At 39.6% G+C, this 26,790-nt stretch carries 24 protein-coding genes; 5 read left to right on the forward strand and 19 right to left on the reverse strand.

Going from position 1 to position 26,790, the window contains the following annotated elements:
* Positions 1–28: 28 nt before the first annotated feature.
* The 5 genes from IGJ17_RS09590 to IGJ17_RS09610 all read right to left on the reverse strand — a co-directional run bounded on the left by IGJ17_RS09590 (position 29) and on the right by IGJ17_RS09610 (position 4,914).
* Complete coding sequence (locus IGJ17_RS09590; RefSeq protein ID WP_005235570.1) at positions 29–1,261, reverse strand: glycosyltransferase family 4 protein; 1,233 nt, start codon at positions 1,259–1,261, stop codon at positions 29–31.
* Between the two features lie 31 nt (positions 1,262–1,292).
* Positions 1,293–2,303 carry a glycosyltransferase gene (locus IGJ17_RS09595; protein ID WP_005235568.1) on the reverse strand — a complete coding sequence of 337 codons (1,011 nt, stop codon included), beginning with the start codon at positions 2,301–2,303 and terminating at the stop codon, positions 1,293–1,295.
* A 265-nt stretch (positions 2,304–2,568) separates the two neighbouring features.
* Positions 2,569–4,296: a phosphoenolpyruvate--protein phosphotransferase gene (gene ptsP / locus IGJ17_RS09600; RefSeq protein WP_008378209.1), complete on the reverse strand. Its 1,728-nt coding sequence runs from the start codon at positions 4,294–4,296 to the stop codon at positions 2,569–2,571.
* Positions 4,296–4,562, reverse strand: a complete 267-nt coding sequence (locus tag IGJ17_RS09605) for a phosphocarrier protein HPr (RefSeq protein ID WP_003126335.1) — start codon at positions 4,560–4,562, stop codon at positions 4,296–4,298. The genes ptsP and IGJ17_RS09605 overlap by 1 nt, the downstream gene beginning before the upstream one ends.
* 160 nt (positions 4,563–4,722) lie before the next feature.
* Positions 4,723–4,914, reverse strand: coding sequence for a hypothetical protein (locus IGJ17_RS09610; protein ID WP_005235564.1), 192 nt, complete (start codon positions 4,912–4,914; stop codon positions 4,723–4,725).
* A gap of 271 nt (positions 4,915–5,185) precedes the next feature.
* On the opposite strand from IGJ17_RS09610, the gene IGJ17_RS09615 reads away from it, so the two are divergent.
* Entirely contained in the window at positions 5,186–7,447 is a 2,262-nt protein-coding gene (locus IGJ17_RS09615) for an AAA family ATPase (RefSeq protein WP_429961298.1), read from the forward strand.
* 151 nt (positions 7,448–7,598) lie between these two features.
* Complete coding sequence (locus IGJ17_RS09620) at positions 7,599–7,910, forward strand: DUF1827 family protein (protein WP_008378223.1); 312 nt, start codon at positions 7,599–7,601, stop codon at positions 7,908–7,910.
* A gap of 161 nt (positions 7,911–8,071) precedes the next feature.
* Here IGJ17_RS09620 and IGJ17_RS09625 read toward each other — a convergent pair whose 3' ends face one another.
* Together IGJ17_RS09625 and IGJ17_RS09630 are read right to left on the reverse strand one after the other, a co-directional pair.
* Entirely contained in the window at positions 8,072–9,298 is a 1,227-nt protein-coding gene (locus IGJ17_RS09625) for a helix-turn-helix domain-containing protein (protein ID WP_429961299.1), read from the reverse strand.
* A gap of 566 nt (positions 9,299–9,864) precedes the next feature.
* Entirely contained in the window at positions 9,865–10,332 is a 468-nt protein-coding gene (locus tag IGJ17_RS09630; protein WP_086332436.1) for a hypothetical protein, read from the reverse strand.
* Between the two features lie 1,031 nt (positions 10,333–11,363).
* Between IGJ17_RS09630 and IGJ17_RS09635 the strand changes: the two genes are divergently transcribed.
* Both IGJ17_RS09635 and IGJ17_RS09640 read left to right on the forward strand, forming a co-directional pair.
* Positions 11,364–11,846, forward strand: a complete 483-nt coding sequence (locus tag IGJ17_RS09635; protein ID WP_086332437.1) for a hypothetical protein — start codon at positions 11,364–11,366, stop codon at positions 11,844–11,846.
* Positions 11,847–11,865: 19 nt separating this feature from the next.
* The gene (locus IGJ17_RS09640; RefSeq protein ID WP_429961300.1) at positions 11,866–12,924 is read left to right on the forward strand and encodes a WxL protein peptidoglycan domain-containing protein; all 1,059 of its coding nucleotides are present in this window, start codon (positions 11,866–11,868) and stop codon (positions 12,922–12,924) included.
* 140 nt (positions 12,925–13,064) lie between these two features.
* On the opposite strand, the gene IGJ17_RS09645 is transcribed toward IGJ17_RS09640, so the two are convergent.
* The 8 genes from IGJ17_RS09645 to IGJ17_RS09680 all read right to left on the reverse strand — a co-directional run bounded on the left by IGJ17_RS09645 (position 13,065) and on the right by IGJ17_RS09680 (position 22,345).
* Positions 13,065–13,835, reverse strand: coding sequence for a hypothetical protein (locus tag IGJ17_RS09645; RefSeq protein ID WP_016620417.1), 771 nt, complete (start codon positions 13,833–13,835; stop codon positions 13,065–13,067).
* A 665-nt stretch (positions 13,836–14,500) separates the two neighbouring features.
* Positions 14,501–16,081: a peptide chain release factor 3 gene (locus IGJ17_RS09650; protein ID WP_008378231.1), complete on the reverse strand. Its 1,581-nt coding sequence runs from the start codon at positions 16,079–16,081 to the stop codon at positions 14,501–14,503.
* 192 nt (positions 16,082–16,273) lie between these two features.
* Complete coding sequence (locus IGJ17_RS09655; RefSeq protein ID WP_429961301.1) at positions 16,274–17,089, reverse strand: MetQ/NlpA family ABC transporter substrate-binding protein; 816 nt, start codon at positions 17,087–17,089, stop codon at positions 16,274–16,276.
* A 5-nt stretch (positions 17,090–17,094) separates the two neighbouring features.
* Positions 17,095–17,763 carry a methionine ABC transporter permease gene (locus tag IGJ17_RS09660; protein WP_086332439.1) on the reverse strand — a complete coding sequence of 223 codons (669 nt, stop codon included), beginning with the start codon at positions 17,761–17,763 and terminating at the stop codon, positions 17,095–17,097.
* Positions 17,750–18,475, reverse strand: coding sequence for a methionine ABC transporter ATP-binding protein (locus IGJ17_RS09665; RefSeq protein WP_101699142.1), 726 nt, complete (start codon positions 18,473–18,475; stop codon positions 17,750–17,752). Before IGJ17_RS09665 ends, IGJ17_RS09660 begins: the two co-directional genes overlap by 14 nt.
* Before the next feature lie 10 nt (positions 18,476–18,485).
* Positions 18,486–19,502 (reverse strand): lipoate--protein ligase, encoded by a 1,017-nt coding sequence (locus IGJ17_RS09670; protein ID WP_005235525.1) that lies wholly within the window; start codon positions 19,500–19,502, stop codon positions 18,486–18,488.
* Positions 19,503–19,740: 238 nt separating this feature from the next.
* Positions 19,741–21,117, reverse strand: coding sequence for a hemolysin family protein (locus IGJ17_RS09675; protein WP_005235523.1), 1,377 nt, complete (start codon positions 21,115–21,117; stop codon positions 19,741–19,743).
* Between the two features lie 112 nt (positions 21,118–21,229).
* Positions 21,230–22,345: an AI-2E family transporter gene (locus tag IGJ17_RS09680; RefSeq protein WP_008378242.1), complete on the reverse strand. Its 1,116-nt coding sequence runs from the start codon at positions 22,343–22,345 to the stop codon at positions 21,230–21,232.
* Between the two features lie 142 nt (positions 22,346–22,487).
* Here IGJ17_RS09680 and IGJ17_RS09685 point away from each other — a divergent pair, with 142 nt between their 5' ends.
* Positions 22,488–22,931, forward strand: coding sequence for a GNAT family N-acetyltransferase (locus tag IGJ17_RS09685; RefSeq protein WP_016620420.1), 444 nt, complete (start codon positions 22,488–22,490; stop codon positions 22,929–22,931).
* Positions 22,932–22,989: 58 nt separating this feature from the next.
* Here IGJ17_RS09685 and IGJ17_RS09690 read toward each other — a convergent pair whose 3' ends face one another.
* The 4 genes from IGJ17_RS09690 to recX form a co-directional block, all read right to left on the reverse strand.
* Positions 22,990–23,952 (reverse strand): N-acetylmuramoyl-L-alanine amidase family protein, encoded by a 963-nt coding sequence (locus IGJ17_RS09690; RefSeq protein ID WP_429961302.1) that lies wholly within the window; start codon positions 23,950–23,952, stop codon positions 22,990–22,992.
* A gap of 161 nt (positions 23,953–24,113) precedes the next feature.
* On the reverse strand, positions 24,114–24,647 hold the full coding sequence (ntdP, locus tag IGJ17_RS09695; protein ID WP_005225863.1) for a nucleoside tri-diphosphate phosphatase: 534 nt from the start codon (positions 24,645–24,647) through the stop codon (positions 24,114–24,116).
* Positions 24,648–24,740: 93 nt separating this feature from the next.
* Entirely contained in the window at positions 24,741–25,892 is a 1,152-nt protein-coding gene (gene mutY, locus IGJ17_RS09700) for an A/G-specific adenine glycosylase (protein WP_016610228.1), read from the reverse strand.
* Positions 25,885–26,679, reverse strand: a complete 795-nt coding sequence (gene recX / locus IGJ17_RS09705; RefSeq protein WP_008378247.1) for a recombination regulator RecX — start codon at positions 26,677–26,679, stop codon at positions 25,885–25,887. The genes mutY and recX overlap by 8 nt, the downstream gene beginning before the upstream one ends.
* Positions 26,680–26,790: the final 111 nt, after the last annotated feature.

Raw genomic sequence — 26,790 nt, forward strand, 5'->3', positions numbered from 1 at the left:
AAAACATGAACTTGCGAAAATTTTCTGTTTAATCGATCGTTCGGCGAAATGCCTTTAATTTTACTTTGAATTTTTCTAACGTCTGCTCGGTTTCTTTCTCGATGCGTTCGGTTTCATAATAGGCAACCATATCATGGTAGAAAGACAGCATCGACTCACCAAAGCGTAATGCCGAGATCTCGTACATCTTCCTAGAAAGAACTTCGGGATCAGCAGGAATCTTTTGTTCATAATAATCAATAAATGCTTTTGCGAAATCCCGATCACTCTCAAAGGTGACGCCTAACGATGGATCATCGATCAAGGTGTTTAAGTAATCATTGCCTTCAACGACTAATGGGGTCCCAGCAGCCATTGCTTCCGTGTATGTCAGTCCTTGTGTTTCTGAAGTAGAGGCACTGACGAAGTAATCGGCAGCGTGGTAATAGATCGCCACTTTATCATTCGCCACTTCGCCGACAAATTGAACATGGTCAGTTAGCGCCATATCCACCACTTTTTCTTCTAATTTTTCTTTATGCGGACCTTTCCCAACGATCACTAATTGCGCATCAGGAATCTTGGTTAGAATTTCCGGCATCCCATCGATGATCGCTTGGATATTCTTTTCATAAGAAATACGACTGAGGGAAAGCAGCATGGGTTGATCCTCAGTGATGCCTAATTTCTCCCGCAATTCTTTTTTCATTTCAGATGTAATGTCCGGTCGACGAAACTTCTCGACTTCGATCCCTGTGGGGATGATCCGCATCGGTGAAACCACACCATACCCCCTCAGCGTATCGATGACTCGTTCACTTGGACAAACAACACCTGTCGAGTGGTTGGCAAATAGCCGCGAAAGATATTTCACGTGAGACGGCCGTAAGACCTTCCCATTGGCGATGTAGTGCAAGTAGTCTTCATACATCGTATGGTAGGTATGGATCACAGGAATTTGCAATTTGCGCCCCACCATTTTCCCTAACATCCCAGAGCCAAACTCGGTATGGGTATGGATCAATTCCAACTCTAACTCTTTGGCGATCAAATAGGCATACAACATGCCGCGCACTACGATTCGCCGATCTTTGAAGGACACAAACGGGACACTTGGCATGCGAATGATATCTTCTTCGTCCAGATCAGCATTGGGATCGGTCGTAGTAAAGATATACACTTTATGGCCTTTTTTCTCAAGCTCTTCTTTCAATGTCTTGATCGATGTCGCCACACCACTTACCTGGGGGAAGTAGGTGTCTGTAAAAAATCCGATTTTCAAAACGGTACCTCCAAACTTTACATTAGTTTCTTTATTCCGTATTCATCACTTTTGTATAAACTTCTTTTAACTCATATCCGATTTCATCAATACTCTTTTGCTTGGCCGTTTCATAACCCGCTTCACTTAACTGTGGCAACGTGCCATCTACGATTCCTTTGATTTTCTCGATAAACCCTTGATTGGTTTTCTCCATGTATGCATTGTGCCCATTGCTTAGCCACCCTTTATATACTGGAATATCCCGAACAAGCACATTTTGGTGGCTGGCTAACGCCTCAAGGACCACGATCCCTTCTGTTTCTTCATAGGAAGGAAAGAAGAACAGATCAGCCGCTGAATATGCCCCTTCGATGATGTCTCCTTTGATATAGCCGGGAAACAGCACATTTTCTGGATGGTCTTCATTGACAAGGTCGCGGATCTGCTTAGGAATCGTCATCATTGGTGTATGACCAAACCAGATAAACGTATATTCAGGCAATTGTCTAGCTATCTCTACAAAATCAAGAATGCCTTTTCGTTCAAAAAACAAACCGACCGATATAATGACTTTTTGATCAGGTAAAAGCTGAAAATACTCACGAAAGGCTTTTTCTTTCTCATGATCCGGCTGATATTTGTCAAGATCGATCCCGTTTGAGATCGCTTCGATCGGCACTTGGATACCATACCCTTCCAAAAGTTCTTTCGAATAAGGGGTCGGGGTGATCAATTGATCGGCTCTGGAATAAAGATTGATCAAATATTTTTTATATAATGGCGAAAGCTGATTTGAACCGATAAATGAATTTCGAAAATCCTCTTCTGTAGAATGGGCATGGTAAATCACTTTTTTTCCTTGTCTTTTGGCTTTATTGACCATATGCATACTATTGATTCCATACGTGTTGATGTGAAGAATGTCATAATCCTCATCATTTTTATCAAGAGTAAAAGGAATCCCGACAGATGTCAGCGCTCGTTGCTGATGGGCCAATGCGCGACCGATACCTGATTTAGCTAATAATTTTTCTCCTTCAAAATAAAGAAGTACTTTCAAAGATGATTCCTCCTTGGAAATGCTTATATCTGATATTAGTATACCATAGGCGATCGCAGAGATACTCCTACCATGGTCCTAGATTTTGTTCCCCATTTAACCATGATACGGGAAAAGCTCAGGGAATCATAGCTTAATTCCAAGATATGACAAAACTGTTCGTTTTCTGAAAAAAGTAGTAAGTTGTTGCAAGTCAAATCAAACAAAATGTCTTCTTAAAACAAAAAAAGGCAACAAGCAAAAATTGCTTGTTGCCTAGAAATGATTATTTTACATACTGTTCGATTAACTCTACAACTTCTTCCATTGTATCGCAATCTTCTAAAGCACGTTTTGCTAATTCTTGCATGTCAGTGGTTGACAAACGTTTCATTAAGCTACGTGTTTTCAGAACAGATGTTGCACTCATTGAGAACTCATCTAAGCCCATACCTACTAGAAGTGGCACAGCAGTTTGATCGCCGGCCATTTCTCCACACATACCAGCCCATTTGCCTTCAGCATGCGCTGAATCGATCACGTTTTTGATCAAGCGTAAGATGGATGGGTTGTATGGTTGGTACAAGTAAGACACGCGTTCATTCATGCGGTCTGCAGCCATTGTGTATTGGATCAAGTCATTGGTACCAATACTGAAGAAGTCAACTTCCTTCGCAAACTTGTCTGCTAAGACAGCTGCTGCTGGAATTTCGATCATGATTCCGACTTGGATCTCGTTAGAAATCTCAACGCCTTCGTCAATCAATTTTTGACGCTCTTCTTCATACATTTTCTTCGCTGTACGGAACTCTTTCAATGTTGCCACCATTGGGAACATAATACGTAAGTTACCATGAGCAGAAGCACGTAACAACGCACGAAGTTGGGTACGGAACATGTCGTCCCCAAGTTCAGACAAGCTGATACGCAATGCACGATAGCCTAAGAAAGGATTCATTTCATGAGGCAATTTTAAGTAAGGAAGTTCTTTATCGCCACCGATATCCATTGTGCGGACAACCACTGGTTTTCCAGCCATTCCTTCTAGAACTGCTTTATACGCTTTATATTGGTCTTCTTCTGTTGGGAAATCAGGAGAATCCATGTACAAGAATTCAGTCCGGTATAAACCGACTGCTTCTGCACCATTGTTGTGGACACCTTCTAAATCTTTTGGTGTACCAATGTTCGCAGCTAATTCAAAGTGCTTGCCATCAGCCGTAACTGTTTCAGCATCTTTTAATTTTTCCCACTCTGCTTTTTGATCTGCGTAGGCTTTCCCAGCTTCAACAAATTCAGCCGCTTGGTCATCTGTCGGGTTGACGATAACGTCACCGATAATGCCGTTAACAGCTAAGATGTCGCCCGCTTTCACTTTTGCAGTGATCTCCATCGTTCCAACGATTGCTGGGATTTCAAGAGAACGTGCCATGATTGCGGAATGAGAAGTACGTCCACCGATATCTGTTACAAAAGCTTTAACAAAGTTGCGGTCTAATTGTGCGGTATCACTTGGTGTCAAGTCATGCGCAACAACGACTACTTCTTCGTTGATCATTGAAGGATTAGGCAAAGTCACATTCAACAAATGCGCCAAGATACGTTTAGCAACATCTTTGATGTCAGCTGCCCGTTCTTGCATGTAAGCATTGTCATCCATTGCTTCAAACATACCAATATACATGTCAGTAACTTCTTTCAATGCAGCTTCTGCATTGACTTTGTTATCTGTCACGTTTTGTTTGATTTGACCGATCATCTCAGGATCTGAAAGAACCATTAAATGAGCATCAAATACTTGTGCTTCTGCTTCACCTAAAGTTTGCGCTGCTTTGTCGCGGATTTGTTGTAATTCCGCTGTTGACTTCGCTAACGCATCATCTAAGCGTGCTTCCTCTGCTGCAGTATCTTCAACTGATACTTTTGAAAAAGATAAATCAGGTTGTACTAACAGGTAGGCTTTCGCAACGGCTACACCATCACTAGCAGCAATTCCTTTTAGCATCTCAACCATTATTCAGACAAACCTTCTTTTTTCATTGTTTCTACGATTGCAGCGATTGCATCTGCTTCGTCAGCACCTTCAGCAGTGATAGTTACATCAGAACCTTGGCCAACACCTAATGACATTACGCCCATGATTGATTTAAGGTTTACTGATTTACCTTTGTACTCTAAGTTGATATCAGAGTTGAATTTGCTTGCTGTTTGAACCAATAATGTAGCTGGACGTGCGTGAATCCCTGTCTCAGCAACTACGTGAAAATCTTTCTTTTCCATATTGATCAATCTCCTTTATGATACGTTTTTTTGTGTGAAGGCAAAATTTCCATGCATGCAATGATACCCGAAAAAAATCGCCCTTTCAACTGTTAAGATTACCATTTTTTTCCTCGATAGACAACCGTTTTCTCTTAAATAAACGATTGAAATAAATGTCCTATTTATTTTCTTGCACGTAACGGTAGATGATCTTCCCATTTAACCCCGCTTCTCCGACAAAAGAAGACCGGTCTTCCAACTGGAGCCAGACATCTCTAAACGCCAGAAATTCCGGCTGTTGGACAATCAATTCTTGGATCTCTCCATTGCGTAAACGTACTACTTCTGCAGCAAAATCTCTGTTCTCCAACGTCTATTCTCACCTCTTTCTTTCTATTATATAGGAATTACTTTTTATTTAAAAGACCGCTTCTATAAGTGAAATCGAAGGGAAAATTTTTAAAGGTAAAATTCTTGCAGTCTGACAAAAAGTTAGTATAATAGAATTATGGTCAGTAAAGGTCAATAACACATTACCTTGAAGGTGACCGTTACTTTGCCCACAGCCCCTTTTCTTTTACAAGCAATCAAATGCGCCGTAAAATAGGGTTGTTGGAACAAATATGAAAGGTCGTGAATCTATGCTTTGTCAAAATTGCGGCAAAAATGAAGCTTCAATTCATTTATATGCCAATGTCAATGGTCAAAGAAAACAACTCGATTATTGTCAAAGTTGTTACCAAAAATTAAAAGCACAATCTGGGAATGCTGCAGCTGCAATGGCGCAAGATCCTTTTGGATTTGGCAATCTTGATGATTTATTCCGTCAAATGTCTCGTCAAATGCAGCAAGGAAATACCCCTTATGAACAAACCCCACCGACACAAACTGGCGGTAACGGTTTTGTTGGCGGGCAACCACCACGCAATAACCAAGCACCTGCGGGTCTGCTGGGAGAATATGGCATCAATATCACTCAAATGGCTCGTGATGGTGAAGTCGATCCAGTGGTCGGTCGTGATTCAGAAATCAAACGCGTGATCGAGATCCTTAATCGCCGAACCAAAAATAATCCGGTATTGATTGGTGAACCTGGGGTTGGGAAAACTGCCGTCGTTGAAGGGTTAGCCCAAAAAATCGTTGATGGTGATGTGCCACAAAAATTGATGGAAAAAGAAGTTATTCGTTTGGACGTTGCGTCGCTTGTTCAAGGCACAGGTATTCGTGGCCAATTTGAAGAACGCATCCAAAAATTGATCGAAGAAATCAAGCAAGCGGAAAATGTGATCTTGTTTATCGATGAAGTCCATGAAATCGTTGGCGCTGGTGCAGCCGGCGACGGAAATATGGATGCTGGAAACATCTTAAAACCAGCTCTTGCCCGTGGAGAACTACAAATGGTCGGAGCAACGACGTTAAATGAATACCGCATTATCGAAAAAGACGCCGCTTTAGAACGGCGTTTGCAACCAGTACGTGTGGATGAACCTTCTGTGGAAGAAACCATTCGTATTTTAAAAGGCCTACAACCGCGTTATGAAGATTACCATCATGTGAAATATACGGATGAAGCGATCGCAGCTGCCGCTACCCTTTCTAACCGTTACATTCAAGATCGATTCTTGCCTGATAAAGCGATCGATCTGCTAGATGAAACAGGTTCGAAGAAAAACTTGACGATCCAAATCGTTGATCCAAAAACGATCGAAAAGAAATTACAAGAAGCGGAAGAACAAAAACAAGCTGCCTCTCGAGAAGAAGATTTTGAAAAAGCTGCTTACTATCGCGATCAAATCAACAAGCTTCAAAAAATGAAAGAACGTCAAATCAGCGAAGAAGAAACGCCTGTCATCACCGAAAAAGACATGGAACAAATTGTTGAAGAACGGACAAATATCCCTGTTGGGGAATTAAAAGAAAAAGAACAAACCCAGTTGAGGAATCTTGCGGATGACTTGAAAGCTAAAGTTATTGGTCAAGACGAAGCAATCGACAAAGTTGCAAAAGCGATCCGCAGAAATCGGGTCGGTTTAGGCAAACAAAACCGTCCGATCGGCTCTTTCCTATTCGTCGGTCCAACCGGTGTCGGGAAAACCGAATTAGCAAAACAATTAGCTTATGAAATGTTTGGTTCTGAAGAATCAATGATTCGTTTCGACATGTCAGAATACATGGAGAAACACAGTGTATCCAAATTGATTGGTTCTCCTCCAGGCTATGTTGGCTATGAAGAAGCAGGTCAATTGACTGAAAAAGTTCGTCGGAATCCTTACAGCTTGATTCTATTAGATGAAGTAGAAAAAGCCCATCCTGATGTATTGCATATGTTCTTGCAAATTCTCGATGATGGTCGCTTGACCGATGCTCAAGGACGTACCGTCAGCTTTAAGGACACCTTGATCATCATGACAAGTAATGCCGGAACCGGCAAAGTTGAAGCTAACGTTGGCTTCGGTGCGGCGCGTGAAGGTATCACTCGTTCCGTTTTGAATCAATTGAATAATTACTTTACACCAGAGTTTCTCAACCGCTTTGACGGCATCATCGAATTTAAAGCTTTAAGCAAGGAAAACTTGTTATCGATCGTGTCTCTCATGCTGCATGAAGTCAATCAAACCCTTAGCCAACAAAAACTGCATATCGACGTTCCACAAGACGTGCAAGAAAAATTGGTGGATCTTGGTTACAGTGCAACGATGGGGGCTCGCCCATTGCGTAGAACCATCCAAGATCAAATCGAAGACGGCATTGCAGAATTTTATCTTGAGCATCCACAAGTACATCAACTAAAAGCACAATTAGAAGATGCAGATAAAATCATTGTGACCTCCGCTGAGTCCCCTGCACTTCTTGAAGAAGCCAATCCGGCTTCTGAAGAAGAAGCATCGGAAACAAACGAGTAACAAGCTGCCAAAACGTGTAACGAAACGTTTCCTTTGCCAGACAACCATGTTTTGCCAAAAAATTGGGTAATTCCGAGTTGTCTGGCTTTTCTTTTGAAAAAAAACGCCCTATAATGTTATTAATAAATACATAGAATGTGAGGTGAGTCTGGTGAAATTAATCAATGTTACGAACAGCCATTCTCGACTAGTATTGAATCAACTTGAAAATACCGACGCGGAACTTGTAAAGGTTTACACAGCCGGAGATACAACCGTGATCTTTACCTCAGCGCCGAACCACAATGAAATTTTGCTGATCAATAAAAAAAGAACTATTCGCCCGACGGAAGTTGAAGAAATCAAAAATTACTTCTTGAAAAAATTACCTGATGGCTCTTATGATCCTGCAACGATCTCTGTGATCCAAATGCCCGAAGTGGTGGAAATCTCCATCAAAAAAACGTTATCCTCATCACGTTAGCTTTGCCTGATCACGGGTTTAAAAAATATCTATAAAAGGTGACTGTCGCAGCCCTCTTTTATAGATATCTTTTTTTGTCTTCTCTCTTCCTTCTATTGGTTAGTACTTCGATCAACGATACCTGATGTTCAAGTAAAAAAAGAGAGCCATACGCTCTCTTTTCAAGTATATTTATTAGAAATCATCGACTGGATCATCACATTTAGATTGTGCCAATCCTTGGTACTATGAACATTGCCAAAAAATGTGAATTTCTGCGACTCATTATGGATTAGCACGCCATCAGAAACCAATATATCTGAGTCTCCTAAATTCGAACTAAAGTGAATCACATTTTCATTGTAAATTTTCAACAGTTTGTTTTTAATGACCGGAATATATTCTGGATGGTTCAAAAGAGAAATACCAATGCGAATCGGTTCCTCTTCCTGGATAGGTAAATAAGACGCTGTGATCTGAGCGATTTTCCTTAAGAAGAGGGCTTCTTTTTCTATTACAAACGAATGGCGCTGCAAGGCAGCTGCAATCAGCTCTTCCACCTCTAATACTCGTTCGTTCGTAGAGGACAAATCTTCAGTAGACACAAAACTATCCAAAAAGAGATGAAGACAGCCCCATGTATTCATCACTAATTCATAGGTAATGAATTCTTCGATCTCTTTAGAAAGATTATACTTTTGCGACAAGACAGCTACAACATCGGCAGAAAATTCGACCAGCGGATTTCCTAAAAGATTTCTCAGCTTTTGGCCCAAAAGTAGTTTTTCTTGATCCGAGATCGTTTCAGGTATGAAAAGAAAAACCCAGAAATGATAAAAAATCTGTTCTTTCTCAATATCTTGCTGACTTCTGATCGGCAGCAGCTTGATCACTTGCTTTTCCCCATCTAGTTGCTTGATTTGCTCATAAATAGTGATGGAAGCATCGTCTAACTCATTGACAATATAGCCTCTCAACACCGCATTTTCAATGATTGAAAACATAATGTCGTGCTTCACTTTTGTGGTTTTTAACGGCTCATATTCTTTAGCTGCTAATTCAACGCTGGCACGGGTTCGCTGATTGATGTATACATTACAAGCCATGATCTCAACTAAATAATGGTACATCCTCACACACGGCTCTGCCCCTGTCAAATCAATGGAATCTGTATTGTTATTGATAGTAATCGGAACATTTTGGATAACCAGCATTTTCTTAAGATAGCTGATCAATTTATAACAATAAGAAATACTAAAAATCAATTCTTCCGAGATGTCCACCATACGGGTCTTTCTTTTTCTTAACAAATAGGATAATAGACGATAATAAGGAGATTCTAAGAAATATTTTTTCTTTAGATTCACAAAAATATGCAGGCTTTGTTCTTCATTTAATTCTCGTGACAAATAAACAGTTCTCTTTTTCAGCAAAAAAATTGACTCGTCAAAAGTCGTAAACTCTCTCATATCTTCGGCGATTTCATTGATCAATATTTTCACCTGATACAAAGATTTGTTTGTCGTTTCACATATTTTATCGAGAGATAGCTGCTTCTCCAAAATGATATTTCTAACAATAGTTAATTTATCTACCTGTTTTTTGGTTAAATAAAACCTATACAATTTTTCTATATACTCCAAAATTTTTTACCCGCCTTATTTAAAAAGTATCCCAGTATCCAATTATAGTAAAATAAACTTAAATTCAAGCCTCTTTTTTCATTAAACGGACAATTTTAATAAAAACTTCAGAAAAATCCCCTCTTCTTTAAAACAGTACGGGTGAGAAAAACTTGTGAAACAATTCTTATTTTTTGTAACAAAAAAGTGTTGGAAACCCTGAAAAAGAACCTGTGAATTAGCTGTTTCCATAAACTTAGAAAAAATTCGTATTCTTTCATTGATTGGTAAGTGACTTGGAGAGTAAAATCATTTTCTAGCTGGACAAACTTCTTTGAGGAATCAAGTTCATTTCAAAGAGCTTGTAATAAAATATCTTCTCTTTTTAGCCAGCAATCTTTGTATTCATAAATGTTGATGATCGACAATTCATCACTCACTTGATTGATTGACCGCATGATTTCTTCATCATCCGAATCAACATTGCCAATGACATGCAAATCATAATGAACACCAGATTTATCCACGCACTCAACGATATAGCTGATCACATCTCCCCAAAAATGTTCCAATCGATGAGTGCCGCCTGCTTTTTCTAACCTTGAACGTTCAGCGATACACAAAACGTTTTTCGAAGAGTATTGCAAGATGTTGATTTCCCCTAGTGATTGTGCTAAATAGTCAAGAACCGATTGGCGATCATCTTCTTGATCCACAATTAAATTTCTCTCTAAAATCGTATTCGTCTTGTTGCTGAAAAAGCGCACAGTCAACATGGTAGCATTCTTTTGTCGACTGAAATTTATTCTGGTTTGCAGCATTTTGATTCACTCCTTAAAAGAACTTTGATCCTCTGCTATTAAGGATATAGTAAGAACCAGCCGATTTTTATCGTCTTTTTTTCAAAAAAACTACAAATAAAATAATCATTGTTCCTCATTTTTCTTTCTACTGACTTAAAGACCTGTTAATTAGAAACGAGTAGCAACTTCATAAAAATAAAAGAGACAAAAAAACTCTAAGGTTTCTTCAAAGAGTCGTATTGTATATTCTCCTAATATTATGAATCCTACTAAAATCTAGTATTAATGAGATAGTGATTCTAAACAGCTAATTTTTTTGAGATGTTTTTAAAATGAAACAAGTACGGATTTATAATTTTAAGCTTGAAGCAACCTTTAATATTTCTGTCCCGTTAAGGTAGAAGATTTGTAGGTACAGATTACAAATTGAATAAAAACATTAATTGATAATTTTCAAATCTATGACTTTGATTGCCTATTCAATAGAAATGCATAAATAGAACAATACGTTCAAGCCCCACCTATGCAATAGTTCATACTCGTAAAACTACTTCTATAAATAGTATCTTAAAAATGATAGAAGATTGTATTCTACTGAATTGCAGATGTTCACGAAAGAAATAACAGATATGAATCTTCAGAACTGATTCCCCTGACAGCGACTGATTCAGAGCAAATTCTCAGAGACTACGAATAACAATATAATTACTTTGCTAGGTCCAATCCTAGTTGGAATGACAATTCTTTTAACTCTGAGAAGATCTTGACTTAAAATATTAGCCAAATTGTAACATTGCAACAAAATTATTTTCATATAAATCATTACCGCACGGACAATTGCTACACAGAAAGATATGTTGACTTGATAATCAACATCACTGGACTACTAGAAAATTTGATTAAATTATTTTATAAAAAATCAGATTAATAAAATACTTTCTACTTTTTCATTAAAAATAGCGCAAAAACGGATAATAACTTAATACATCATCATTGTATACTTTATTTAAGCAGTAAATCATCTGCAAAAATTAAAGTGAGGTTTTATTATGAAAAAAGTTATTTTGGGTACTACATTGGCAACATCTTTACTACTAGTAGGAGGAATCACTGCGTCAGCAGATGTTGCTATGCCAGAGGTTCCCTCTGTTCCATTTGCTGTTACTATAACAGAAGGAACATCTAGTTTTGCATTTAATGATATGAATTTAAACGAAACGTTCGAAATAAGTCCAGCATTATTTGTCAACGGAACAATGACAGGAACTATTGAAAACGTTGGCGGAACATTAACAAACTTAACTCGTTCAGTTAATAAAGTTACAATTACAGTTTCTTCTGATTCTGAAGGAATCGTTATCACCGAAAATGGTGATGTTGCCGTTGAAGCAGAAGCTATTTCCCAATCAGTAGCTACCAGCGTAGATACAACTTTCACATTCAATCGTCAAACTGCTATGCTAGATGGCACACCCACTATCACAGTTACTGCATCAGATACTACTGACTCAGACAATGGCCAAGACCTTTAATTCTTAAAAAGGATAGCCTATGGATAAAATATCAAAACACAGAGACTCCTTTCTAAGAGTTTCTGTGTTCTTCCTCATATTGACAATAATCGCAAATATAAATATAAGTATTGCAACAGCGAATGAGACAACGAATACTTTAAAACTATCGCTTAGCGATACCGAATATGAAACATCAAGAAATACTATTACTCTTCCTTCTGATGTTGATAAAAAGTATACATTTGAAATTAAATTGGAAAACATCGGAGCTGGTGATTCATCAATAGTGGTCACTCCCTTTGCTTCAACTGCTATTTCAAGAGAATCCTCTATTTTGTACACTTCGAATACAGAGAACCTTCTCGATGATAAATACGACTTTTCAAATTATGTTACTATCGCTTCAGAAGCTATAGACGAAGAGAATCAAATAGAAATTGCCCCTAATGAATCTGTTGGTGTCAGCATTACCATAAATGTTCCAGACGACATAGAGCTTGAAGGTACTGTAATGGGTGGAATTAATTTTAAGCAAATATTAGGTGTTCAAACAGCTGAAGATTCTATTAGTATTGCGTCTGCCTACGAGTCTATCATTTTCATCAACTTAATTTTTAGCAAATATGAGGATATTCAAGATATTATTTATCAAGATTTCTCATTTGTTGCTCTTCAGGACACGGTAAACCTACAATTTTATGCCCTCAACTATAATCCTATTTTAGGCAACTTAAACAATGCGCTCTACGAACTAATAAACCCAAATGGAGAAACAATTGCCTCTGGAGAGTTAGCAGATTCCGTTCTTTTAACGCCGTTAACCAAATCAAGAATGCAGATTCCTTTAATAGACGATAGTGAGCTTATTGAAGGCGAATACCGTTTAACAATAGAAACAACTAGAAAAGCGATCACCACTACTTTTTCTTATGAGAAAGAGGACTTGGATAACTTCAAAAAAGAGAACCGTCCAACGAACGCTGCCAACGTTCAGACAAATAATCAAATCCTTATCTGGATCATCTTTGTTCTCATTGCAGCGCTAGCAACTGCAGTCATCTACATTTTAAAATCAAAAAGAAAAAGAGAGGCCTAGTTCCTCTCTTTTGTTCTGCTTCTACTTATTCCATTGGTCATCAATTATTGAGAGATTCCTTTTTAAAGAAATGTTGCGTATCTTCTCTCCATGGTTTCCTCTTTAGGAAGAAATAGAAGAAGTGAGACAAGAAAAACCGCTCATATCAAATAAGCGGTTTTTCCTAATATAAATCTAAACATATTTTTTTCAATGATCACTTCTTTTGAAAAAAATGTTGCTGTCTCACATTGGCTTTTCTTCCCTAAAAAAAACTCAGTACCAGCCTCATCCTCAACATCACTGATTGAATCTTCTAGTTTGGTAGAATCCTTATCAAGCGAGTCTTCTTCCAAGTTTGCTTGCTCGTCGTAAATAGATTCTGCTTCTTCCTTTTGGCTCTCAGAATCATCTTCGATGCCATTGTCTTCTTGCTTTTCATCGTCTTGGTCTTCAGTCATTAAATTCTCATCCGATATCTCTTCTTTTTCCTCATCCGTCTGATTCATTTTTATATCTTTCGTAAAGGTCTCTGAATCATCAATTGCTGTAAAAGTGACTGATAGGTAGTACTCAGAGTTGGAATCAAGATATTCCTTTATGTTCAATGTTGCAGCTACGTTAAGAATCATTGATGCTTCATCAGTATCCTCAATCTGAATGATTTTCTCTTCCGAACCGTTCACGCTGTTTAGTTCTGCTGAAAATGCCTTCCCGACAGCTGTGATCTCTACGCCAAAAGCACCTTCACTGCCGTTGCTATCGACGGTCAGCTGAAGATCTTGTGTGGTTTTCAACAAATAATAGTGTTCGTCCTTAAAGTCAATCGTGTTCAAATCAAAAATCAACGTTTCGGAAACCTCATCAGCCGCAGCCTCTACTGTTGGAAAGAAAAATATCGCCGAAAATATAAATAACAAGCTTTTTAGCACTACATGGTCCCCTTTCTTCTTTCAGAAATCACTTTTATTTAACAAATAATCATTCGCTTTAGCAAAATCGATCTATAGATAACTAGTAGACTAGCAATGAGACTAATTCATTTTGGAGTTATGAAGCCATGGTTCACCAACTGAAAACTTAAGCCATCTGTTAGAAGTGCTTCAAATGAAGTTTTAAGGGCTATAACCGAATCATGCTCAGATAAAGAAAGTTTAGTCTTCACTAGTAGCATCTGACAAAAAGAACTTGTCCCTCGATCAAATGATTAAATGACCTCTATCACTGGCAATCTATTCTCTGCTTTCCCTCTACTTTCAAACAAGTGAAAATTTCCTGAATCACCAAATGTGCCTATGATATTTTTCTATTCATTTCAAGTGCACTTCCTTGCGGTCATCTTTAATACTACGCTCTTTTTCCAACTCTTTTTATCTTCTTTTAAAAGAATGTTTATAAATTAGGATAATTGTCTGATCATTGGACCATTGCCCCAATCACACAGCCTTCTTTCTGTATCAAAAGCACGTTTTCAGCAAAAAAAAGCCCCTTCTTATCCATTTTGATAAGAAAGGACTTTCTACGATCGTTCAATTCAAAAAGATCAGCCTTACGTACAGAGTTGCGCATACCTAGACAGGCTCGCGGGAAACGGCTCTTACATCAAACTCTTCAATTCGACATCTGGGTACTTATCTGCGAACCAACGCATCGCAAATTGATTCTCAAACAAGAACAATGGCTGGTCGAAACGGTCTTTCGCTAAAATGTTACGACTGGAGCTCATACGCTCATCCAAGTCTTTCGGATCTATCCAACGGGCGATCTTGTGGCCCATTGGGGTCATGATGACTTCCGCATTGTACTCATTCATCATGCGATATTGGAAAACTTCAAATTGCAGTTGCCCGACAGCACCGATGATATACTCATCACTAAGATACGTCTTGTACAACTGGATAGCCCCTTCTTGGACCAACTGATAGATTCCTTTATGGAAAGATTTTTGCTTCATCACATTTTTCGCAGTAACTTTCATAAAGAGTTCCGGAGTAAACGATGGCAGCTCTTCGTAAGCAACTTTTAGTTTTCCTTCATAGATCGTGTCACCGATTTGATAATTCCCCGTGTCATAGACACCAATAATATCTCCGGCGACAGCTTCTTCAATATTTTCACGGGTATCAGCCATAAATTGAGTCACATTGCTGAGTTTCATTTTTTTGCCAGTACGTTCTAAAGTAACGTCCATGCCTCGTTCAAAGGTTCCTGAACAAATGCGGACAAAGGCGATCCGGTCACGATGGGCAGGATTCATGTTTGCTTGGATCTTGAATACAAACCCAGACATTTCTGGTTCATAAGGACTGACTTCCTCACCAGCTAGTGTTTTATGTCCGTAAGGTGCTGGTGCAAAAGTCAAGAAGGTTTCTAAAAAGGTCTGTACGCCAAAATTTGTGAGAGCAGAACCAAAGAATACAGGGGTTTGATCGCCCCGAGCGATTTTTTCTGTATCAAAGGCGTCGCCAGCTTCTTGCAGCAATTCCACTTCTTCTAAAACTTGTTGGAACAGCCCATCTTCGGCAAATGGATGATCTGCTGGGAATTGACCATTTTCATCTAGGGCAACTAAACGTTCCCCACCGTGATTGTCAGGACGGTAAAATTCGACCCGTTGGTTGTGGATATCATACAGTCCTTCCAAGCCTTTCCCCATGCCGATCGGCCAATTCATTGGAAATGATTCGATCTCTAAAAGATCTTCTAGTTCTTCTAATAATTCTAATGGTTCGCGGCCATCACGATCGAGTTTATTGATAAAAGTAAAAATCGGAATACCACGTTTTTTAACGACCTGGAAGAGTTTTTTCGTTTGTGCTTCGATCCCTTTTGCGCTATCGATCACCATGACAGCACTATCCACCGCCATCAAGGTACGGTAGGTATCTTCAGAAAAGTCCTCATGCCCAGGGGTATCTAAAATATTGACCCGTTTGCCTTGGTAATCAAACTGCATAACGGAACTGGTAACGGAGATCCCCCGTTGTTTTTCGATTTCCATCCAGTCGGACTTTGCGAAATTACCAGTCTTTTTCCCTTTGACCGTACCAGCTTGGCGAATCGCGCCACCGAATAATAATAATTGTTCTGTAATGGTTGTTTTCCCCGCATCCGGATGGGAAATAATCGCAAAGGTACGGCGACTATCGACTTGTTGTTTTAATTTTGGATTATCCATTGATTCTATTGCTCCATTTCTTGTATTTACAATGCGAACAGTGTCTATTTTAGACTGTCGCTAGTTTTCTGACCAAATCAGTATATCATGGATAAGGGTGATAAAAAAGCAAAAAAAGACAAGAAACCCCTTTGACTACTCTCTTTTAGAGAGTTAGGCAAAGGGCGCTCCTTCCATTTTGATAGAAATAAATTAAAATGCTGGCAATAAGGTATCGCTATGCTCGTTTTCTAAAAACTCACGAACTTTATCGCTAGTCATGGCACGGCGCAATACAGCGATTTTTTCAGAATCTTGATTGTCTTCTCGAGCAACCAATGAGATAGCAAAGCGATCATCGATGGTTTTTTCTAAGAAAAGGGCATCTGCTGGTTTCAAACCGATTTTCGCGATATAGGTTGGGTAATTATATACCAAAGATACGTTTGGTTCATCATAGGCTTCCGCAAGATTCAGTAAATCGACAGATAACCACTCAAAATTTTTCGGATTTTCGGTAATGTCTTTTAATGTCCCATTGACACCAACGCCTTCTTTAAGGGTAATCAATCCTTCTTCTGCTAAAATCGCTAACGCTCGACCTTCATTGGACACATCATTTGGCAATGCGACTTTCGTTCCTTCTGGAATATCATTGATATCCGTATACTCTTTGGAATAAAAACCGACTTTTGCGTTGTAGATTTTATCTAGTGCCACTAGGTTTGCATCTTTTTCTTCATTATACATTTGCATATATGGTTCATGTTGCGCAAAGTTAGCATCAACCTCGTCATTATTCAGCAACTCATTGTACTGGATATTGTCATTGACTTGGACCAATTGGATTTCCCAGCCATCTTCCACTGCTTCAGCTGCAACCTTTACGACATCGGTCATTGGCGTCGTTTGCGAAGCGACCTTGATGATTTTCTCTTCGCTCACTTCATCAGAACCTGTACCGCAAGCCCCCAATACACCTAATGCCAATACACTCAATCCTAAAACAAATCCTTTTTTCACTTTCATTCCTCCTATTTTCGTTTATCAAGTTTTCTTGCTGCTTGATTGCCAATCCCTTGCAGGATAAAGACCAAAAGAATCATGATGATAATTGCAAAATACATCACGCCATACTCATAACGCTGGTACCCATAACGGATCGCAAAATCGCCGATACCGCCGCCACCAACGATCCCCATCACCGTCGAATAAGAAACCATGCTGACTGCTGTCGTCGTTAAAGATAAAATCAAGCCGCTTCTAGCTTCCACTAGTAAAAACGACCAAACATACTGCCATTGACTGACACCAAGAGATTTCGCCAAATAAGAAACTTCTTCTGGAACATCCAACAGCACTTGCTCCGTCAAACGAGCAAAAATACTCATTGCAACGATGCTCAAAGGAAAACTGGCGGGAATCGGTCCAAATGAGCTGCCTAAAAGCATCCGAGTCAACGGGATCAAAGCTACAACAAATAATAAAAAAGGAAACGAGCGGATGATCGTCACGACGAGATTCAAACACTCATAAAGAAATGAGATTTTTTTCCCTCGGCTGCGACTGAGAAAAAGCCAGACACCTAACGGTAGACCTAAGACAATGGCTGCGAGCATCGAAATGCCCATCATGATCGCTGTTTCTTTCAAAGATTGCAGCAATTCAGGCAGATAATACAAAATACTCTCACTGATCGTCATGCAGCAGACTCCTCTCCACTTTGTTCACATAAGAGCTTTCAATGCGGACGATTGGTTGTGGCTGATTGGCAAACTCCGCCTCAAAGACGGCATCCTCCAATACAAACACACGTTGACAAATTTGTCGGACGGCCGATAGCTCATGACTGACAAAGACGACAGCTGGTTGAAACGTCTGTTGAACTTTTTGCAGCAAAGCAAGAACATCGGCTTTCGTATCTTCGTCCAGCGCACTAGTGGGCTCGTCACACAGCAAGATTTTTGGCTCACGGATCAAAGCCCGTGCAATAGCCACTCGTTGTTTCTCTCCGCCGCTTAACTTGGCCGGATAGATGTGGGCCTTATCTTCCATGCCAACAAACGAAAGCATCTCAAGTACCATATCTGCTGACTTTCCCATTAACTTCAAGGGCAAATAGACATTTTCGAAAACGGTTCGATTGTGTAACAGATTGTAATTTTGAAAAATCATGCCGATTTCTTGTTGTGCACGTAGCAGATGCTTTTTATTCGATGTATCGATTTTTTTGCCATCAAAAAGTAATTCCCCGCTGTCTGGGGTTTCAATCAAGTTTAAAAGCCGCAACAACGTCGATTTTCCTGAGCCGCTTTTGCCGACGACCCCAACGATTTCTCCTGCCTGAACAGAAAAAGACAAACCATCGAGAACCTTTCGATCGTAACGCTTTGTGAGATTGATCGCTTCTAACATCTTTTTCCTCCTAATCAAACAGCAATGCTAAAAATTCAGAAGCGGTCATCTGATGGATAAACTGATCGATGGCGATTCCCTCTAGCAAGCGGCTAATGGTGCTTTTTTCAAAATCAATACCTTGCAACATCGCTTCAAGTTCACTGATCTCTTTTTGTCCAAAAAAATCACCGGTAATTTGAATCGCTGCAATCTTGCCTTTGTTGACAGTAAAATCGACTTCAACAATCCCAACCTGCTCAAACCGCTTTCTTTTTTGCCATTCGAAAGCAGGCGCTTCATTAAAAATCCACTCATTATTGGCATATCGTTCTTCAAACAGTGTTTGGATCGCTTGTCGATCGGTTTCCGTTAAGACGATCTCTTGCTCACTGATTTCATCAATCGATTCTACTTCATAGATTCGGCAAAGGAGTGTATCTCGAAATTCCTTGGTATCCATTGATTGGTATTGCTCTGCCAAAAAGGGCTTGATATTCGTCACACTTTTCCGAACTGATTTCGTGGCTTTAGAAGCAATTTTTTCTTGGGCAACATGTAGAACTTTCGTCAATTCTTCTAGATCCACATCATACATCAATGTGCCATGGGAATACGTCCGGCCTTTTTTTGTATACATCGCATTGCCAGAAAACTTTTTCCCATCAATGAACAGATCATTACGGCCATGTACTTCAACATCCTTGGCTCCCATTGCCGCTAAGCCTTTCATGATAGGTTGTGTTGCACTTTGATAGTCACCAAAGCTCGTGGCATCTTTTTTGGTGACAAAACTAAAACTCATATTGCCTAGATCGTCATAAACCGCTCCACCACCAGACGTTCTGCGAGTCAAAACGATCTTACGGCTTCTTAGATAGTCAAAATCAATCTCTTGATACGCATTTTGATTTCTGCCGATTATAACACATGGTTTTTGTATGTATAACAGAAGACAAGGCTCCGAAACATCTACGTTATTCATCAAATACTCTTCAGTCGCCAAATTGTAACGGATATCTTCACTAAGCATACGGTAAAATTTCATTTCAAGCCCCTCATTCTCATTATATTTCTATGGATATTCTCGCTTTTCTTACGGAAAATTGCAATCAAACTGCTTAACGATAAGATACATGTGTTTTTTTATCTGTTTTTAAACTGTATTATTCAATAAATTTATCGTAACCGTTTCTTCCATACAAATCAAGGGGAATACGTAAAAAAACGGACAAAAAAGACCAAAGCAACTGCCTTGGTCTTTCTCATTTCATTTATACGGAACTTTAACGGCGAGGCTCATCTTCCTCAAAATCTTTACGGAAATAGCGCCGCTCTTCCTCTGGTTCCACTTCCCCTTCTTCTGGGTCGTGGAAAATCACCCGGATCTTCAAGACGCGTGATCCTTCCATTTCTTCAGAGATCAGCTTCACATTGTCCACTTCGAAGGATAGTTTTTCTCCTTCATCGGGGATTAATCCTAAAGCAGTGATCAAATATCCTGCCATCGTATCCACATCACTCATATGCAAGCTCATGTTGAAGGCTTCATTAAAATCATCGATCAACATGCGTCCTTGGATGACATATTCTTTATCAGAGATTTTTTCATAAAGCTCTTCGACTTCATCTGATTCATCATCGATCTCGCCGACGATTTCTTCTAGCAAGTCTTCTAGTGTAACCAACCCAACGACGCCGCCATATTCATCAAGTAAAATCGCCATTTGGTTTTGGGTTTTCTTTAATTCATAAAGCAAATCATCGATAAAGACCGTTTCTGGCACAAACAATGGTTCCTGCAGGATTTGTTTGATGTCCATCGTATCAAAGCCGTATTTGTACGCACATTTCAAAAGATTTTTGGTATGTAAAATCCCTACGACTTTGTCTTTATCTTCATTATATACAGGAATACGAGAATAATTTTCTGCTAAAATTTCAGTCAAAATTTCTTCTACTGAGTCATTGATGTCCACCATAAAGGCTGAGGTTCTAGGAACCATGACTTCCCGGGCGACTTTCGTGTCTAATGAAAAGATCCCTTGCAGCATCTCTAATTCATCTTCTTCAAAGACCCCTTCTGTTTCCAACATATACCGCATTTCATCACGGGTCATCTTCGTGTCTTCATCGTCAAATTCCATTGGAGTGATGCGCGCCAATAAACTTGTCGAAGCAGATAAGAACCAGACGAAAGGTTTTGCAATAATCCCGATCGTTCGAATGACACCAGAAGTGAACTGGGCAACTTCTTCTGATTTGTTCATGGCGATCCGTTTTGGATACAACTCACCGAAAACGATCGACACATACGTCAAGATCGCTAAAACAATAATGTTCGCTAAGCTTTTAGCCGCCGTCCCTCCACCTAATAAAGGTGCCAAACGGGTCGACAAGGTATCTGCCAGAGATGCCCCAGATAAAATATTCACCAAGGTAATCCCAACTTGGATCGTTGACAAGAAATTTGTTGGATTATCAATGATTTTCAATAATTTTTGTGATTTGACATTTCCTTCTTCCGCTTTTTGCTCCACACGGTTTTTGTTAACTGAGACAACTGCGATCTCAGAGGCCGCTAGAAAAGCGTTGATCAATGTCAAAACGATCAATAATAAAATTTGCGCTAGAAGCGACTGACTCTCGGGGTCAGCATTCATAATAGCATTCTCTCCTTATTTTTTCATTTTCTAAAAAAAATCGTGGGCTTAGCCCACGATAAAATCCTATCACAAAGTTTTTTTCTTTGCAATAAAAAACACCAGTCATTGATTATTCGATCAACCGTTCCTGATTTTTCTTGATTTTGTCGTCTTTGATCAGGCGAACAATAAAGACGACGATCGTTCGGCAAATCGCATAAAATGGCACACCTAGGAAAATCCCCAGCAAGCCAGCTAGATTTCCAGCAACTAATAAGACCAAAATGATCGTTAACGGATGGATCGCCAATGATTTTCCGATTACATTCGGGTAAATAACATTTCCGTCTAATTGTTGGACGACCAGAACCACGATACAGCATAATAATGCGCGAAATGGTTCATCAAAGACCGTCACTAACACCGCCGGAATCAAACCAAGATATGGGCCTAAATAAGGGATCAAGTTTGTGACGCCTGCAATTACCCCAAAAAGAAAGGCATAGTTAACGCCGATCATCCAGTAACCAATAAACGTGAAGGTAGCGACAAAAATACATTCGATCGCTTGCCCACTAATGTAATTGGATAATGTCTTGTTTAAGTCACCTAGCAACCCAACAATCTGATCTCGTCTTCTTTCTGGAAAGACAGTTTTCAGATTAGGAACTAGCTTTTCTCCATCCTTCAACATGTAAAAAAGGATGAATGGTACTGTAACGATGATCATCGTCGCGGAAGCAATCGTACTGACGATCGATCCTAAGCTAGTGGATAACCCACTAAGAAACTGCTGCAGCAAAGAACCATAAGAAAGATTTAGGTTTTCTAACTGCTGCGCGATATCGATTTGTTTGAAAAATGGATCATCTGCGATTCTTGAGATCCAGCTTTCCATATTTTTGGCAAATGTTGGAATATTTTCCGCCAGTGAAGTAATCTGACTCACTAGATTAGGAATAACGCTGACGAAAATCAAGATGATTGCTGCTACTAATAACAACAGAACCAATATGACAGCAAACAGTCGTTTTATTTTTGTGGTTTTCATCAAAAATAAGACGATTGGATTTAGCAGGTAATACAGAAAGCCAGCAATCAATACTGGTGCAAATAAAGTAGAAAAAAACGTGCCAATCGGTGCAAATAGAAAATTGACTTTACTTAACACAAACACGAGTGTCACTAAAACCAATGCTTCCAATGACCAAAAGAACAGTTTTGATTGTTTGAATTTGTCGAACAAAAGATTCCCTCCCTTTTTTATAACATTATAGATGATTTTGAAAAAAAAAGCTTGCGACTTTAGCCGCAAACAAAAAAAATTTGTAAAGAAAGTGGTATACTATTAAAAATAACGGAGAAATCTTAGCTGAGGTGAATTTTTTATGCATATTGCACAAACAAAAGATACGCTGAGTGACATTTATTTGGCGTCATTGAAAATACGAAATCAAGTATTCGTGAAAGAGCAAGGTGTTCCATTAGCATTGGAAGTAGATGAAAATGAAGCATTGGCAGTCCACTTTGTCTTATATGACGACGATAATGAAGCAGTCGCAACCTTGCGTTTCTTACCTATCTCTGATCATGAAGTGAAGTTGCAGCGAATGGCGGTCCCCGCTGCTCATCGAGGTTCAGGTTATGGCAGACAACTGATCGAAGGTGCGGAAGCCTTCATTCAAAAACAAGGAATCAAAAAAGTCACTTTAGGGGCACAAATAACCGCCAAAGAGTTTTACTTGAAGTTAGGCTATCAGCCTCAAGGCGATGTTTTTTTAGACGCAGATATGCCCCATATCAAAATGAGCAAAATCTTTAACGAGAAGTGATTCCTTAAAATAGCGACCACAAAACAGATCCTTCCTCTGTTTTGTAGTCGCCGTTTTTTTATTCCTCTGCTTCAACGATCTCTTCAATCGCTGTCAGCAACGCTTGCGCCACCCTTTGATCATACCCTTCACTTGTAATCATTGCCAAATCATTGTCACTGTTCAAATAGCCTAACTCCAATAATACTGCTGGAAGATATTGTTCTCGCAACACATAATAGTTACCAAAACGAGTGCCGTTGGAAATCAATGCCACCGAAGAACTCAAATTGGCAGTGATCGTTTCTGCCATCTCTTTTGACCCAGTATAGTAATAGTAAGTTGTCAGTCCTTGATTGCTGTTTGGTATTTCTGAATTATCGTAATGAATGCTAATAAATAAATCTGGTTCTTCTGAAAGCGAAGCAGCGGTGATATCAGACAGCGAGAGATAACGATCTTCAGTGCGTGTATAACTGACTTGAATACCTGCTTCTGTCAACACTTCGCCGATCGTTTGGACCGTTGCTAGCGTCAAGTCTTTTTCCATGATCATTTGATCCGTTGACAGTGCCCCAGAATCTTCGCCGCCGTGACCTGCATCAAGGACGACTTTGAAGTTCGATAGATCTTTTGGGATTGCCGAAAGCGCGACTTCTTGAATCGATGCTGATTGCTTTTCAATATAACCAGTTAACCCATCGTCTGTTTGAATTTCAACCATGTCTTCTGTTTGACTGATGAAGGTTGCCCAACTTCCCCGATGGATTTTCCCAATGACTGTCTCTTGACTTGTTGACTGATAAATCGGTACATAATCGTTCTCACTTTCAATCGCTGCATCGTATTCTGAGGGATCTACATAAATTTGAACCATACTGGCAGTCTGAGCGGTCTCTTCAGTTTGAGCGTTAAGCTCAGTTTGAGAAGTACTTTCTTGACTCTCCTCACGAGCGGATTGGTCGTTTCTCAACACAGCAAACCCCGCTGCAAAAAGCAGAATCATGGTGGTCCCGATAACAAGCTTCCCTTTTTTCTTCATGTGCTTCCCCCACTAATTTTCTTGGTCTCTCTATCATGGGACTGTCAGCTTAAACAGAACTTAAAACCTGCTGATTGAAGCAATCCAATAGAAACACAAAAAAACTCCAACCAACTTGGTTGAAGTTTCTTAGGGAAAATGAGCGATTCGACCCATTTTACTTATTTTTGAGACAACTGCTTGTAGCGATCATACCAAATGTCCACATACCCTTGCGAAAAGGGTCCTTTGCCATTATTGATCCAATCTACTAAAATTTTGACATTTTCTTTCAAGATAAAATCAATGTCTTGCGGATATTGCATAATCTTACTGTGCAATTCATACTCATCCACATCTAGTAAACGTTTCTCGCCATCAGGAAATACTTTGATATCAAGGTCATAATCGATATATTTCAATGCCTCTTCATCAAGTAAATACGGTGAAGCAAGATTACAATAATAGGAAACCCCCTTTTCTCGAATCATTGCAATAACATTAAACCAGTATTTTTTATGAAAATATACAATTGCTGGTTCACGGGTAACCCAGCGTCTTCCATCTGATTCGGTCACTAATGTATGATCGTTGACCCCTATCACTGAGAATTCACTGGTCTTTAAGACCATCGTATCCCGCCACGTTCGATGCAAATTGCCGTCATGTTTGTAGCTTTGAATGCTGACAAACTCTCCTTCTTTTGGAACTCGCATAGCAACCCTTCCCTCAGCAAGAAAACTTGCGTTTTGTTTGGGTGTTCATTACACCGACATCGTTAATATTATAGCAATAAAAGAAAGCTTTGCCTAGAAATCTTTATCGAGTTTCTGATATTTCTTTAATTGATCTACCAATTTCTGCTGGGGTTTTGGGAAAACATAGTTTTGAAAGGATTCTTTTGCTGCCCATTCGCTGTCTTGTAACGTGAGCTCTCCACGTTTTCTGCCGTAAAATAAAAGGACGTGCCATTTCAAATGACTAAAGATATGAGTGATCTCGCCAAAATGTCGTTTTTGCCAAACGACAGGCAGATCAGGAAAAATTTCGAGCGCATCATCTTCGGCAATCAAATCCAACTGCAGCTGCTCCTCTTTTGCCCATGTTCGCTGCAGAGCCTCGTACTGTTCTTTCGTCACTTCTACCAAAGGAAAATGCCACATAGAAGCTAATAAGCCTGTTTCAGGTCGCTGCACGAGTAAAAACGAGCCTTGATCTTCGATGGCGCCTGCGATGTAATAGACATCTTTTGGCTTTGCTTTTTTCGATTTCACTGGAAAGTCTGTTTGTCGATTCTCCGCATAAGCAAGACAATACTGACTGATGGGACACTCTTCACATTTCGGGGTAGTGGGTGTACAGATTCGTGAGCCAAGATCCATCAAGGCTTGATTAAACTCACCAGGTTCATCGGGGGAAATGATTGTTCTCATCGCCTCGTCAAATGGTCTTCGGCTGCTGGCTTTCGCAATATCTGCTTCGATACAAAATAACCGACTGACGACCCGCATCACATTTCCATCGATTGCCGGTTCTGGCAAGCCAAAAGCAATACTGCCAATGGCTCCAGCTGTGTAGGGACCAATTCCTTTTAATGAGCGAATCTCTTCAATTGATTGGGGCATTTCTCCGTCGAATTCGGCAACGATTTGCTGTGCAGCAGCCTTAAGGTTACGGGCACGAGAGTAATAACCTAAACCTTCCCAAACCTTTAAAAGCTTTTGTTCTTCGGCTGCCGCCAAGTCTTGGATCGTCGGGAATTGTTCCATAAAACGATAGAAATAGCCAATCACTGTTTCCACTCGTGTTTGTTGAAGCATGATCTCTGAGATCCAGATTGCATACGGATCGTTGGTCGCCCGCCAAGGCAGATTGCGTTTTTCTTTATGATACCAAGTTAAAAATGTTTCTTGGAACGTCTTGATTTTTTCTTCATCCCAAGTTTCCCATTGCTTACTCATCCATTACTTCCTCATCTAAGAATCGTTGTATATCATCGATGGCAAACCCTTTTTGATAAAGGCCTTGCTTGATTTTCATTTTTCGTTTCATCAATGGTAACCGCTGATGCCGCCGCATAAGTCGGGCCCCTTCTCTTTGGAGCGCTTCATTTTCTTGGTCCTCATCTTTTTCCATCGGTAATTCATCCAAAATCATCTGAATGACTCCTTGATGAAAACCTTTTTGCATCAAATGCATTTTTATCTTTTGGATCATTTCTTTATGGCTTTTGTTGTGAAAACGACGCATCGCTTTTTCAGCCGTATGATACCCGACTTCAAACTGCATTTCCTCGGTATACAAAGGCAATACTTCCTGAATCACGGGATCTTTTAATCCTTTTTTTCTCAATTGCTGACTGATGACCACGGGTCCTTTATCACTCATGCGGACTTGGGTGCGAATGTAGCTTTCTCCGTAGTTTTTGTCATCGATCAAATTCAACTCTTTCAGACGTTCAACGACTAAGTCTCGGTCTTGTTTTTCGATTTCTTTGTCTTTCAAATAGGTACGGACTTCCATTTCAGAACGCAGCTGATAGCTGATATAGTTCATGGCTTGCTGCAATCCTAAATCAAACCCCGCACTTTTTTTGATTTCTTTTAATTCTTCTTCACTCAGTTCCTTGCCTTTTAATAGCCGAAAACGGACCAAAAGATCTTCTGAGACCCGCAGCGTTTCACCTTCTGATGTCGCCACTTCATAAAATGGTCCTTTTCCTTTATTGATACGAATAATTGTATTCATCTTCTTCACCTCGCGAACGTACATTCTATTTTACCACAACTACGATGAAATTCCTTCTAATCAAGCTGAAAAAATGTGGTAAAATGAACTGACTATTTTATTTAAGGAGTT

Origin of the sequence: Enterococcus sp. DIV1096b (genome assembly GCF_050498765.1) — a bacterium.
GTDB lineage: Bacteria > Bacillota > Bacilli > Lactobacillales > Enterococcaceae > Enterococcus_D > Enterococcus_D entomosocium.